The organism is Sinorhizobium sp. P24N7, assembly GCF_042436655.1.
Lineage (GTDB): Bacteria > Pseudomonadota > Alphaproteobacteria > Rhizobiales > Rhizobiaceae > Sinorhizobium > Sinorhizobium meliloti_A.
The window spans coordinates 55,732-68,476 of record NZ_JBHMIW010000001.1; the positions used below are offsets into that span (position 1 = coordinate 55,732).

Annotated in this window: 11 protein-coding genes; 8 read left to right on the forward strand and 3 right to left on the reverse strand. The window is 64.3% G+C overall.

The features are described from left to right. Positions 1–145 precede the first annotated feature (145 nt). Complete coding sequence (locus tag ACFHWW_RS00245) at positions 146–808, reverse strand: sulfite oxidase-like oxidoreductase (protein ID WP_379936969.1); 663 nt, start codon at positions 806–808, stop codon at positions 146–148. A 172-nt stretch (positions 809–980) separates the two neighbouring features. On the opposite strand from ACFHWW_RS00245, the gene pobA reads away from it, so the two are divergent. From pobA to ACFHWW_RS00260, 3 genes are all read left to right on the forward strand, one after another. Continuing rightward, positions 981–2,153 carry a 4-hydroxybenzoate 3-monooxygenase gene (gene pobA, locus ACFHWW_RS00250; protein WP_379936970.1) on the forward strand — a complete coding sequence of 391 codons (1,173 nt, stop codon included), beginning with the start codon at positions 981–983 and terminating at the stop codon, positions 2,151–2,153. A gap of 90 nt (positions 2,154–2,243) precedes the next feature. Further along, entirely contained in the window at positions 2,244–3,164 is a 921-nt protein-coding gene (locus tag ACFHWW_RS00255) for a LysR family transcriptional regulator (RefSeq protein WP_379936971.1), read from the forward strand. A gap of 150 nt (positions 3,165–3,314) precedes the next feature. Continuing rightward, positions 3,315–5,204 (forward strand): bifunctional sugar phosphate isomerase/epimerase/4-hydroxyphenylpyruvate dioxygenase family protein, encoded by a 1,890-nt coding sequence (locus tag ACFHWW_RS00260; protein ID WP_379936972.1) that lies wholly within the window; start codon positions 3,315–3,317, stop codon positions 5,202–5,204. Between the two features lie 29 nt (positions 5,205–5,233). On the opposite strand, the gene pcaQ is transcribed toward ACFHWW_RS00260, so the two are convergent. Next, positions 5,234–6,175: a pca operon transcription factor PcaQ gene (gene pcaQ, locus ACFHWW_RS00265; protein ID WP_026168720.1), complete on the reverse strand. Its 942-nt coding sequence runs from the start codon at positions 6,173–6,175 to the stop codon at positions 5,234–5,236. Between the two features lie 93 nt (positions 6,176–6,268). On the opposite strand from pcaQ, the gene pcaD reads away from it, so the two are divergent. The 5 genes from pcaD to ACFHWW_RS00290 all read left to right on the forward strand — a co-directional run bounded on the left by pcaD (position 6,269) and on the right by ACFHWW_RS00290 (position 10,024). Further along, positions 6,269–7,075: a 3-oxoadipate enol-lactonase gene (gene pcaD, locus ACFHWW_RS00270; protein WP_379936973.1), complete on the forward strand. Its 807-nt coding sequence runs from the start codon at positions 6,269–6,271 to the stop codon at positions 7,073–7,075. Next, the gene (pcaC, locus tag ACFHWW_RS00275; RefSeq protein ID WP_379936974.1) at positions 7,072–7,479 is read left to right on the forward strand and encodes a 4-carboxymuconolactone decarboxylase; all 408 of its coding nucleotides are present in this window, start codon (positions 7,072–7,074) and stop codon (positions 7,477–7,479) included. Before pcaD ends, pcaC begins: the two co-directional genes overlap by 4 nt. 19 nt (positions 7,480–7,498) lie before the next feature. Continuing rightward, a complete protein-coding gene (gene pcaH, locus ACFHWW_RS00280; protein ID WP_275599464.1) occupies positions 7,499–8,260 on the forward strand; it encodes a protocatechuate 3,4-dioxygenase subunit beta in 762 nt (253 codons plus the stop codon). A gap of 10 nt (positions 8,261–8,270) precedes the next feature. Further along, positions 8,271–8,885: a protocatechuate 3,4-dioxygenase subunit alpha gene (pcaG, locus tag ACFHWW_RS00285; protein WP_379936975.1), complete on the forward strand. Its 615-nt coding sequence runs from the start codon at positions 8,271–8,273 to the stop codon at positions 8,883–8,885. A gap of 83 nt (positions 8,886–8,968) precedes the next feature. Next, positions 8,969–10,024, forward strand: coding sequence for a 3-carboxy-cis,cis-muconate cycloisomerase (locus tag ACFHWW_RS00290; RefSeq protein WP_100671224.1), 1,056 nt, complete (start codon positions 8,969–8,971; stop codon positions 10,022–10,024). A gap of 10 nt (positions 10,025–10,034) precedes the next feature. On the opposite strand, the gene ACFHWW_RS00295 is transcribed toward ACFHWW_RS00290, so the two are convergent. Then, the gene (locus ACFHWW_RS00295) at positions 10,035–12,656 is read right to left on the reverse strand and encodes a malto-oligosyltrehalose synthase (RefSeq protein WP_379936976.1); all 2,622 of its coding nucleotides are present in this window, start codon (positions 12,654–12,656) and stop codon (positions 10,035–10,037) included. Between the last annotated feature and the right edge of the window lie 89 nt (positions 12,657–12,745).

Here is a 12,745-nt window from a genome sequence, read left to right on the forward strand (position 1 = left end):
AACCGGGGACTGTAGCATCAAAAATCACGAGTTGCAGTCGAAGACGAGAGCGTCAGAGCATTTCCGTTTTTCTCCGAATCGCGGACACTCTCTAATTGCTTTTCCGCAATCCCGGACGGAAAACCACACTCATCCCGCGCTGGCGTCAATCGCCGGAATAGCGCTCCTCGAGCCACGGATCGCCCCGCATGTGGTAGCCGTTCCGCTCCCAGAAACCTGCCGAATCGGCCGCGCGAAAATCGATGCGCTGCAGCCACTTGGCGCTTTTCCAGAAATAGAGATGCGGGACCACCAGGCGCACCGGCCCGCCATGGCCCCGCGTAATCGGCGCGCCCTCCCAGGCGGTCGCGAGGATCGCATCCTCGGCGGCAAAGTCGGCGAGCGGCAGGTTGGTGGTGTAACCGTCAAAGCTCGTCAGCATGACAAAGGCGGCCTCCGGCTTCGGCATGACGCGATCGAGAAGATCGCGCGTGGATACGCCACGCCAATTGTTGTCATAGCGCGACCAGGTCGTCACGCAATGGATGTCGGAGAGGCTGTCGCTCTGAGGCAACGCCTGGAAGGCGTTCCAGTCGAGCGAGAGCGGGTTCTCGACGAGGCCGGTGACGTCGAGCCGCCACGTCTCGTGGGTCAGGTGCGGCTGCTGCCCTAGATCGAGAACCGGCCAGTCCCTGACGAGATGCTGACCGGGCGGCAGGCGGTCCGTCTCCGGACGGGCAATGCGGCCGGTGAGAAACTTGCCGTCGGCCGCCCAGCGGCGCTTCGTGGAAGTCAACTTGGTTTCCGGCGCCTGTGTTTCGTCGGCCACGACTGCTCTCCCCTCATGTTTCCTTCGATCGTATCGCGATTGACGGAAAAAAGCATGCAGCAGATCAAAGCGCTACAGCCGAGCCGCCGGCGATGTACGATAGCGGAAAGAATTCGCGTGCCGATACCGGCCGGTCAACTGCAATTTCCCGGGGGGAAGTGGGAGGACAATCATGCGCACTCAGGTCGTCATTATCGGCTCCGGGCCTTCGGGGCTCCTGCTCGGGCAATTGCTGACGGGAGCGGGGATTGCCAATGTGATCCTCGATCGCGCGACCAAGGATCACATTCTCGGCCGTGTGCGCGCCGGCGTTCTGGAGGAAGGCACGGTGCGGCTGATGGAGGAGGCGGGCTGCGGCGCCCGCATGCATGCCGAGGGCCTCCCCCATGACGGCTTCTCGCTCGCCTTCGACGGGCGCGACCATCGCATCGACCTCTTCGGCCTGACTGGCGGAAGGAGGGTGATGATCTACGGGCAGACGGAACTCACCCGCGACCTGATGGACCATCGGGAACGGGTCGGGGCGCTCTCGATTTACGAAGCGGCGAACGTGATGCCGCGGGACTTCGACGGGCGGACACCGCATGTCGCCTACGAGAAGGACGGGATTGCGCAGCGCATCGACTGCGACTTCATTGCCGGCTGCGACGGCTTTCACGGGGTCAGCCGACGTTGCCAGCCGGAAAGGGCCATCCGCAATTTCGAGAAGATTTATCCCTTCGGCTGGCTTGGCATCCTTGCCGACGTGCCGCCGGTCGATCACGAACTGGTCTATGCCAACCACCCGCGCGGCTTCGCGCTCTGTTCGATGCGCTCGCACACGCGCAGCCGCTATTACATCCAGTGCCCGCTGGAGGAGAAGATCGAGGACTGGGACGATCAGCGCTTCTGGGACGAATTGCGCCGCCGCCTGCCCGCCCATCACGCCGAGCGCGTGGTGACGGGTCCCTCCTTCGAGAAGTCCATCGCTCCGCTCCGCTCCTTCGTCGCCGAGCCGATGCGGTTCAACCGGCTGTTCCTGGCGGGTGATGCCGCCCATATCGTTCCGCCGACCGGCGCCAAGGGCCTGAACCTAGCGGCGAGCGACGTGCACTATCTGTTCGAGGGATTGCTCGAACACTATCGGGACCGCTCGAATGCCGGCATCGACGCCTATTCGGCCCGCGCACTCGCCCGCGTCTGGAAGGCGGTGCGCTTCTCCTGGTGGATGACCACGATGCTGCACCGCTTTCCGGAGACCAGCGATTTCGACCAGAGAATCCAGGAGGCGGAACTCGACTATCTCACCCACTCGCGCGCGGCGGCGACCGCGCTCGCGGAGAACTATGTGGGGCTGCCGTTTTGAGGCCGCGCGCAAACTCCCTGGACGCTACTTGCGCGCGGATACCGGCTCTGCTCGACTGTCGCCGGTGAGGCAGCCGCCAGGGAGGGTGCGATGGGGCTTACGCTACGCCAGATCGAAGTGATCCGGGCGGTGATGATCGCCGGCACGATCGCCGGCGCGGCGCGTCTGATGAATGTCGCCCAGCCGGGCGTCAGCCGGACGATGAAGCATATCGAAAGCGCGCTGGGGATAAAGCTCTTCGTCAAGAAGGCCGGGCGTTACGTGCCGACCGACGAAGCGCGCGACATCTTCGCCCAGCTCCAGGAGGTCCATCGCAAGGTCGACGACCTGCAATTTTCCATCCGTCAGCTGGAGCGAGGACGAGGTGTGGAACTCGCGCTCGGCTCGGTGCCGAGCATTGCGAATGCAATGATGCCGCAGGCCATCGCCGGGCTTATGCGGCTCTACCCGGACATCCGCATCAATTTCGATATTTTGAGGATAGAGGAGGCGATCGATTATCTGTTGCTCGGCAAGGGAGAGCTGGTCGCGATGAGCTATCATCTCACCCATCCCTCGATCACGTTCGAGCCCCTGTCCAAAGGGCACCTCGTCTGCATCGCCGCCAGGGAGCATCCGATTGCCGGCCGGACCGAAATTTCCGCCCGCGAGATCGCCGAGCATCCGCTCATCGGTATCGACCCGCGCGATCCCTACGGGGCGATCATGACGGGCATATTCGAGAGGGAGAGGCTCGAATATCGTACCCCGATCAGGGCGCGTTTCGGCACGACGGTTTGTGCGCTGGTCAAGCGGAATCTCGGCATCGCGGTCATCGACGCCTTCACCGTGGGCGGTATCGCCGACCAGGAACTGGCGGTCATTCCGATCAGCGAGGATACGGAGTTCCAGACCTATGTCGCCTATCGCGCCGACGCCGCGCTCTCCAGCTATGCCGAGCGGCTGGTCACGACGCTGCGCCGCGTCATGGATGAATCGACCCGCCGTTCGCGCGGCGGCCGAGATACATAGCAACAGGTTATGGAGGACGAAAAAAACGGTATTTGCGGTATAGGTAAGAAGTGACCATCATCAAGCCTTCGACGCTTCGCCTTTTTGCGGAAGCAAGCCGGCCCTGCCACGCGGACCGGCAAAGGACGAGGCCGGCGAGAGGAGATCGGCATGAAGACCTCGATCGCGACCGTTTCGATCAGCGGCACTCTTTCGGAGAAGCTCGCCGCCGTCGCTGCGTCAGGCTTCGATGGCGTGGAGATATTCGAGAACGATTTCCTGACCTTCGACGGCTCGCCGGCGGAGGTCGGCCGCATGGTCGGCGATCACGGGCTGGAGGTGACGCTTTTTCAGCCGTTCCGCGATTTCGAAGGTCTGCCGGAACCGCACCGGTCGCGTGCCTTCGACCGGGCGGAGCGCAAGTTCGACGTGATGCAGGAGCTTGGAACGGATCTGATGCTCGTCTGTTCCAGCGTTTCCCCGCTCGCATTGGGCGGCATCGACGGCGCTGCCGACGACCTTCGGGAACTGGGCGAGAGGGCGGCCAAGCGCGGCTTGCGTGTCGGCTACGAGGCGCTTGCCTGGGGCCGCCACGTCAACGATCATCGGGATGCTTGGGAAATCGTGCGGCGGGCGGACCACCCGAGTATCGGGCTGATCCTCGACAGTTTCCACACCCTGTCGCGCAATATCGACCTGCGGTCGATCCGCTCCATTCCGGGGGACCGCATCTTCATCGTTCAGCTCGCGGACGCGCCGCGAATCGACATGGATCTGCTTTATCTCAGCCGCCATTTCCGCAACATGCCCGGCGAAGGCGATCTTCCGGTCGTCGATTTCATGCAGGCTGTCGCCGCGACCGGCTATGACGGCGCCCTATCGCTCGAAATCTTCAACGACCAGTTCCGGGGCGGATCACCCAGGGCGATCGCCGAGGATGGACATCGTTCCCTGGTCTACCTGATGGATCGGGTGAAGCGGCGCGAACCGGTCGCGAAGAGCGCGGAGGCAATGCCCGACCGCGTCGAGGTGCTGGGCGTCGAGTTCGTGGAGTTCACCGCCGATCGGGCAGAGGCGGAGGCGCTCGGGTCGCTTCTGGGAACCATGGGTTTTCACGCGGTTGCCTCACATCGCGAGAAATCGGTGGCGCTCTGGCGCCAGGGTCGCGATCGTGGAGGCGTAAACATCGTCATCAACACCGAGCAGCATGGCTTCGCTCATTCGAGCTACCTAGTGCACGGGGCATCGGCCTATGCGATCGGCCTGAAAGTGCCCGATGCCGCGGCCGCCGTCGAACGCTCGGGCGCGCTCGGGGCCGAAATATTCCGGCCCGAGGCAAACGAAGGCGAGGGGGCGATGGCCGCAATCCGCGGCATCGGCGGCGGCTTGATCTATTTCCTGAACGAGGCCGACGACGTCTGGTCGCGCGAGTTCGTCCGGTCGGGAAAGGCGCCTCAGGGATCATCGCCCCTCGTCGCCATCGACCATGTGGCGCAATCCATGCAGGCGGAGGAGCTCCCGAGCTGGCTGCTTTTCTACACGTCCATCCTCGATGCCGACAAATCGGCAGAGGTCGATATCGTCGATCCTGCCGGTCTGATCCGCAGCCAGGTCGTGGAGAATGCGAGCGGGACGCTCCGGCTGACATTGAACGGAGCGGACAACCACCGCACGCTGGCAGGCCACTTCATAGCAGAGAGCTTTGGCTCGGGTGTCCAGCATGTGGCCTTCCGCACCGACGATATCTTTGCGGCCGCCGACCATATGCGCCGCAGCGGCTTTCGCCCATTGGCAATCTCGCGCAACTACTATGACGACATCGAGGTGCGGTTCGGGCTCGAACCTGACTTCGTCGATCGACTGAGGGAAGAGAGCATCCTCTATGATCGCGATGAGGAAGGCGAGTATTTCCAGATCTACGGCCCGACCTATGGAGAAGGCTTCTTCTTCGAAATTGTCGAGCGGCGCGCCGGCTATCGCGGCTACGGCGCAGCCAACGCGCCCTTCCGCATCGCCGCTCAGAAGCGCTCGCTTCGACCCGCCGGAATGCCGGCTCTTTAGGGTTGGCGAGGGGTTCACTACCCCGGGTGCTACGCCGTCCTCTTTGCTTCCGCAGCCATCGCCGTCCCGGCCGCCTCGCGCAGCGTCTGCATCAGGATCGAGAGCGGCAGCGACGGGATAGCGTCGGTCCGCATGGTAAGCCCGACGGGTCCCCTCGTCTCGCTCGTGTCGACCGGCAGCGCCGCCAACACACCATCCGCGATATCCGTGGCGACGACACCCGCCGATATGATCCAGATGGCGTCGCTGGAGCGCACGAACGCCCGGCCGAAGGAGTCGGAAACGGTCTCGATCTGGTTCGCAAGGCCGGCGATGCCGTTGGCGATCAGGAAATGCTCGACGAAGGGGCGGATGATCGAGGCGCGGGTAGGCATCAGCACCGGATAGTCGCTCAGATGCGCGAACACAGATTGTTTGCCGGAGATGAGCGGATGTCCGGCGCGCACCGCGAAGACCACCTGTTCCGAGTAGAGATGCTCGAACGAGAAGCCGGTCATCTTGTCCGGAGCGGCGAGCCTGCCGACGACGAGGTCGAGATCGCCGACGCGCAATTGTTCGAGAAGCACTGCGTTTTCACCGGTGACGATCTTGATGCGTGCGCCGGTCTTCTCTTTCAGGAAGAGTGCGATGGCGCGCGGCATGATGCGGGTCGAAACGGTCGGAAGCGCACCGACGCGGATCGGCGGGCCTTCGCCGGACCGCTCCTGCGAGACGGAATCCAGGCCTTGGCGCAACGCCGTCAGCGCGGCGCCTGCATGGCGCAGAAAGACCTCGCCGTAGCGCGTGATCTTGATGCCGCGCCCCTCGCGCTCGAAAACTGCGACGCCCAGAACCTCTTCGAGTTCCCGGATCGTCTTGGTGACCGCCGGCTGCGTGACATGCAGGAGTTCGGCCGCCTTCACCACGCTCTTCTGGCGCGCGACCTCGACAAATGTCTGCAGATGGCGAAACTTAACGCGAGCGTCGATCACGGATCGCATAACCCTCTGGTTAAGGGAAAGCCACGAAATATCATTTTACCTAACCAGATGAAACATCCAATTTGACGACGGAGGAGAGCTGCCGTGCAATTCACCCGCATCAACGACGTCACGATTCACTATCGCGTGGTCGGCGCGGTCACGGAAAGGCCCGCGCTCGTCTTCATCAACTCGCTCGGCACGGATTTCCGCATCTGGCGCGATGTCGTCCTCCGACTGGCCGGCGATTTTGCCATCGTGCTCTATGACAAGCGTGGTCATGGGCTGTCCGATATCGGCCAGGTTCCCTATTCCATCGAGGACCATGCGACCGATCTCGCCGGGCTCCTCGATCGCCTCGCCGTGAAACAGGCGATTGTTTGCGGACTTTCGGTCGGCGGTCTCATCGCGCAATCGCTCTACGGCCGCCGCCCCGACCTCGTGCGGGCGCTCGTGCTTTCCGACACCGCCCACAAGATCGGCACCGCCGAGTTCTGGGACGCCCGCATCGCGGCGATCGAGGCGCATGGCATCGAGGCGGTCGCCGACGGCGTGCTCGAACGCTGGTTCACCCCGGCCTTCCGGCGACCCGAAAACCTCGCCTTCACCGGCTACCGCAACATGCTGGTCCGTCAACCGGTGCCGGGCTATGTCGGCACCTGCGCCGCCATTCGTGACGCCGATTTCACGGAAGCCGCGGGCACGATCGCGGTTCCGGTGCTCTGCGTCGTCGGCGACCAGGACGGTTCGACGCCGCCCGACCTGGTCCGCTCGACGGCCGATCTCATTGCGGGCGCGCGCTTCGAAGTGATCCGCGGAGCGGGACATATCCCCTGCGTCGAGCAGCCGGAAGCCTTGACGTCGGTGCTGAAACGCTTCTTCCGATCCGTGTTATCTGGAGGCAAACCATGAGCGATGCCCTTGCGCCTTCCGGGCGCTACCGACAGGGAATGGCGACGCGCCGCGCCGTTCTAGGCGACGATCACGTCGACCGGGCAGCGTCCGCATCGACCGATTTCGACCGTCCTTTCCAGGAGCTGATCACCGAGGCGGCATGGGGGCATGTCTGGTCGCGTCCCGGCTGGACGAAGCGGGAGCGGTCGATCGTCACCATCGCCCTGCTCGCCGCCCTTGGACAGGACGAGGAGGTGGCCATGCATGTCCGCGCCACGGCCAATACCGGGGCGACGCGCGAGGATATTTGCGAGGCACTGCTGCATGTTGCCATCTATGCAGGCGTTCCGGCGGCCAATCACGCGATCAAGATCGTCAAGCAGGTTTTCGCGGAAATGGATGCCGGCACGGCTGCTCGATAGGGGCGAGGGAGAAGGGACGATGTCCGACAATCAAAATGGCAGACGGAAGGCCCAGCCCGAAACGGGCGCCTTTTTCGCCCGCGACCGCGCCTGGCACCCGCCGGCCTTCGCGCCCGGTTACAAGACCTCCGTGCTGCGTTCGCCGCAGAAGGCGCTGCTGTCGCTCGACGGGACCATATCCGAGATCACCGGCCCGGCCTTCGGCCATTCGATGCTTGGCGAGCTCGACAACGACCTGATCCATAACTTCGCCAGTCCCGGTGAAAGCGCGATCGGCGAACGCATCATCGTCCACGGCCGCGTCCTCGACGAACGCGGCCATCCGGTTCGGGGTGTGCTCGTCGAGTTCTGGCAGGCGAACGCCGGCGGACGCTACCGTCACAAGAAGGAAAGCTATCTCGCGCCGCTGGATCCGAATTTCGGCGGCTGCGGCAGAACGATCACCGACGAGGAAGGCCGTTACTGGTTCCGCACGGTCAGGCCCGGAGCCTATCCCTGGCCGAACGGCGTCAACGACTGGCGGCCCGCCCATATCCATTTCTCGGTCTTCGGCCACGGTTTCGCCCAGCGCCTGATCACGCAGATGTATTTCGAGGGCGATCCGATGATCTGGAAATGTCCGATCGTCGGCACGATCCCCGACCGCCGGGCGATCGAGCAACTGATCGCGGCTCTCGACTGGGGTAACACCGTGCCCATGGATGCGCGCGCCTACAGGTTCGACATCGTGCTGCGTGGCCGCCGCTCGACCTTCTTCGAAAACAGGCCGGAAGGGAATTGAGGAGGCACCGATGGTTCAGGATCCAGGCACCCTCAAGGAAACGGCGTCGCAGACCGCCGGGCCCTATGTCCATATCGGCCTGACGCCGAATTTCTGCGGCATCGGCGGCGTATATGATGGCGACCTCGGCGCTTCGATGGTCAACGACAAGACGCTCGGGCAGCGCATCACCGTGACCGGTCGCGTCATCGACGGCGCCGGAATGCCGCTCAGGGACGCACTTCTCGAAATCTGGCAGGCGGACGCAGCCGGGCTCTACAATTCCCCGTCGGAGCTGCGCGGTATGGCGGACCCGAACTTTACCGGCTGGGGACGCTCACCGACGAGCGACGAGGACGGCGTCTTCACTTTCGAGACGGTGAAGCCGGGCCGCGTTCCATTCCATGACGGCCGGCTGATGGCCCCGCATGTCAGCTTCTGGATCGTCGCGCGCGGCATCAATATCGGCCTTCACACGCGCATGTATTTCCCAGACGAGGCGGCGGCGAATGCCGAAGATCCGTTGCTTGCCCGCATCGAGCACCGCCACCGGGCCAAGACGCTTGTCGCGGCGGGTCAGGCGCCTAATTATGTCTTCGACATTCATCTCCAGGGCGAGAAGGAAACGGTCTTCCTGGATATATGATCGTTCGGCAGCCCGCCCCCCGCGTTGCCGCATGCGTGTGAGGCTCCCTTCGAATCGAAGGGCGCGAGAGCTGGAGATGCGGCATGACCTATTCGGCCTTCGATCACCCCTATCTTTCCGGTCTTCTGGGAGACGAAGCAGTGGCGGCGGAATTCTCCGTCGTCGCCGATGTTCGCGCCATGCTGGCCTTCGAGGCGGCGCTTGCGCGTGCCGAGGCGCGCCACGGCGTCATCCCCGAGGCCGCCGCCAACCGCATTGCCGAGGCATGCCGTGGCTTCTCTCCGGACGTCGGCGCCATGCGCCGGGCAACTGCCATCGACGGTGTCGTCGTTCCCGAGCTCGTGCGGCAATTGCGCCGGGCGGTCGGCGAAGAGGCGGCGGAACATGTCCATTTCGGAGCCAGCAGCCAGGACGTGGTCGATACCAGCCTCATGCTGAGGCTGAAGGCGATCGCGGAACTTTTCTCCGGCCGGATCGGCGACGTCGTGACGGCGCTCGAAGCTTGCGGGAGGCACTGGGGCGAGCGTACGCTGACCGCCCATACGCGGATGCAGCCGGCGATCCCGATTACAGTGGCCGACCGCCTGCGGAGCTGGATCGAGCCGCTGTTCGACCATCAGGACAGGCTGGATGCTACGGGAACGGACATTTTTACGGTGCAGTTCGGAGGAGCCGCCGGCACGCTCGAAAAGCTCAAGGGCAAGGCCGACATCGTCCGCGCGACGCTGGCGGAGGAACTCGCGCTGGTCGACTGCCCGCAATGGCACAGCCAGCGCCTGCCGATCGCTGATTTCGCCCACCTCCTGTCGCTCGTCACCGGCAGCCTCGGCAAGTTCGGTCAGGACGTGGCGCTGATGGCGCAGGCGGGAGACGAGATCGTGCTTGCCGGCGGCGGCGGCTCCTCGGCCATGCCGCACAAGCAGAACCCGGTCGCCGCGGAGGTGCTGGTGACGCTCGCCCGCTTCAACGCGACGCAGATTTCCGCCATCCACCAGTCGCTGGTGCACGAGCAGGAGCGGTCGGGCTCCGCCTGGACGCTTGAATGGCTGATCCTGCCGCAGATGGTCGGCGCTACGGCGGCCGCATTGAGGCTCGCCGCCGAGCTCGCCGGCAATGTCCGGCGGCTGGGGCGGGTGTGAGGTAGATTCCTCACGCCTCGACCAGCAAGGCGACAGGGAAGTCCCGCAGGATGTCCGCCAAGGCGAGAAGAGGCCGAGGCTCGGTGAGGCCGCCGGTCAGGAGATTGCACATGGGCTTGAACTGGCAGCCCTCGGGCAAGGCGAGGAAGACGTTTCGCCACAGTTCCGGACGGATGGACAGGCGGCCGTCGACCGTCTGGCCGAAGACAAGCCGCGGGACGACTGTGAGCGCAAAGCCATTCCTGCCGCGACGCATGAAAGCGGCGGCGTGACGGGCGCCCGGACCTTCGACGCGCACCGCGCGATATTCGCCTCTCGCAAGACAATCCGCGCCGCGCCCCCGGCGATAGTTCAGGCCTATCGAGATCAGCGTCTGCTTGCAGTCCTCGAAATCGCCGATCGGCGGCGCTTGCGGCAGCCGGGAAGGCGAGGGGCGCGGTGAAAAGCCGCGGCGGTTGTCGGGATCGACGAGGGAAAGGTCGACGCGTTCGCTGCCCTGATAGATATCGGGAATGCCGGGCGCGGTGAGCTTCACCAGCGTTTGCGAGAGGCTGTTGATCAGGCCGGCATGGATGAACGGTCCGGCCGTTTTCTCGAAATCGCCGAGGAAGGACCGGTTCCGGCGATCCAGGAGATCGCCGAGAAAAGCCTTGATCGCTGCTTCATAGCGCGAGTTCGGATCGTCCCAGCTTGTCCTGAGCTTTGCCTCCCGCAGCGCCTTCACGGCAAAATCGACCATCCGCTCGTGCAGAAAGATCAGATCGTCTTCGTCCCCAAGGGGCGCGATGGGCCAGGCACCGAGCAGGCTCTGATAGAGGAATTGCTCGACCGAAGCGTCCGGTTCCTCGCCGGCCGGGAGTCGGCCCATGTTTTCCGCACTCATCCCGTGCCAGCGGTCCACCGCTGCGGCCCAGACGTCCGGTGCCTCGCTGATGACGTGGAGCCGGGCGCGCGCATCTTCACCCCGCTTGGTGTCGTGCGTGGAAGTCGCCGACATGCCGTGCGGCATCCGGCTTGCGCGATCCTGCATCATCGCATGAAAGCGGCCGACGCCGCCGGGCGTCCATAAGGGGGAGGCACCCACCTCGTTCGCCGCGAGGTAATCGCCTCTCCGATAGAAGAAGGTATCCTCGACCGCCTTGGCCATGACCGCGCCGCTCAACTGCTGAAAGCGCGTACGGAATTCAGAGCGCAGCTTGCCGTCGGCCGAGTCGATCGGCAGCCTGAGTGCGGGAACGATCGCTGCGATCTCGGCGCCGACGGCGGGCGCGCGCGCTGCTGCCTTCGCTGCGGCTGCGTCGAGGATGTGGCTGTCGCGCGCTCCGGCCCCCCGGTCGCCGACATAGGTCCGATAGACGGGCAGTGCAGCCATCAGCTGGGAAATGGCCTCACCGGTCCGCTCGTTCTGATCCGGAGCCCCAACGCCTGTGAAGCGAGCGGCCAGTCCGGTCAGCCGCCGGACTTCCGTATTGAAATTGCGGCTGAGGACCTGAAGCTTGCATCCCGTGACCGCCTCGTCGGCCGCCGATCGCCTTTCCTCGCTCGAAAGCCACGAAGAGGGAGTCTCGTCTGAAAGGAGATCCGCGAGGGCCGATATGAACTCGTAGCCCGTGGTTCCGTCGACCGGCCACTCGGACGGCAGCGTTTCGTTCTCGCCGAGTATTTTCTCGACGACGATATAGGTGCCGTCGCCGGCCTCCCGGCGGAGCCGGTCGAGATAGCCCTTGGGATCGGCCAGGCCGTCGATGTGATCGATCCTGAGCCCATCGATCAGGCCTTCCCGGACCAGGGCGAGCGCAAGCCGGTGGGTATCCGTGAAGACCGCGTCATCTTCTACGCGCATGCCGATGAGGCCGGCGACCTCGAAAAACCGCCGGTAGCTGAGCTTGTCCCGCGCCGTCTGCCAGCTCATCAGCCGCCAGGATTGCCTCCGATGCAGCCGGTCGAGTGTGTCTGCGGAGAACCGGGCGAGACATTGGTCGAGCTCGGCAGCGAGCGATGGCGTCGCGACGACAGAGGCGATTTCCGCGTGGAATTGTGCGGCGGTTTTCCGTTCGGCCGTGCCGGCGACAGCCGCGAGCCTTTCGAGCACGGCATTACCGTTGCGCGGGATCGCCGCATAACTGGCGGGATTGAGCGGATAGAGAGCCTCGTAATAGCGGAGCGCCAGGCAGCGGCGCTCGTGGTCGTATGCAAGGCGCAGATTGCCGGCTGCGACCTCTTCCTCAAACGAGCGCCCGAGGAAGGGGAGCGTAAGCGGCTCCCGCCAGTCAACGTCGAAATAGTCGGCAAATTCGCTAAGGCCGCCCCATTCGATCGCGCTGTGCCACCAGTCATTCTCGAGATGCGCGGCCATGTGGTTCGGGACGATGTCCAGAATGAGACCGAGTCCTTCGGCTTTCAGCGCATGAGCGAGCCGCACAAATCCGTCGTAGCCGCCCAGGGCCGGGTCGATCTCGTTGTAGTCGACGATGTCGTAGCCATGGGTTGACCCGCGGACCGCGGTGAAAACGGGCGAGGCGTAGAGGTGAGATATGCCGAGCCCGACGAGGTGCGGGATCAACTCCACGGCTTTTGCGAAGTCCATCCCGTTGCGGAATTGGAGACGGTAGGTTGCGTCGGGCAGATGCATGGCGGTCTTGCACTTGTCTGGCGGTAACACCGCGGCCGGTGCTTTGTTCCCCCAGGGAAGCCTCGAAAGCAAAGTCTTCTTGTTCGCGC

What these genes read in the sequence shown, in the direction of transcription:
- pobA (WP_379936970.1), top strand. Translation starts at nt 981, where the DNA reads ATGCGCACTCAGGTCGTCATTATCGGCTCCGGGCCTTCGGGGCTCCTG.
- ACFHWW_RS00255 (WP_379936971.1), top strand. Translation starts at nt 2,244, where the DNA reads ATGGGGCTTACGCTACGCCAGATCGAAGTGATCCGGGCGGTGATGATC.
- ACFHWW_RS00260 (WP_379936972.1), top strand. Translation starts at nt 3,315, where the DNA reads ATGAAGACCTCGATCGCGACCGTTTCGATCAGCGGCACTCTTTCGGAG.
- pcaC (WP_379936974.1), top strand. Translation starts at nt 7,072, where the DNA reads ATGAGCGATGCCCTTGCGCCTTCCGGGCGCTACCGACAGGGAATGGCG.
- pcaH (WP_275599464.1), top strand. Translation starts at nt 7,499, where the DNA reads ATGTCCGACAATCAAAATGGCAGACGGAAGGCCCAGCCCGAAACGGGC.
- pcaG (WP_379936975.1), top strand. Translation starts at nt 8,271, where the DNA reads ATGGTTCAGGATCCAGGCACCCTCAAGGAAACGGCGTCGCAGACCGCC.
- ACFHWW_RS00290 (WP_100671224.1), top strand. Translation starts at nt 8,969, where the DNA reads ATGACCTATTCGGCCTTCGATCACCCCTATCTTTCCGGTCTTCTGGGA.
- ACFHWW_RS00295 (WP_379936976.1), bottom strand. Translation starts at nt 12,656, where the DNA reads ATGCATCTGCCCGACGCAACCTACCGTCTCCAATTCCGCAACGGGATG.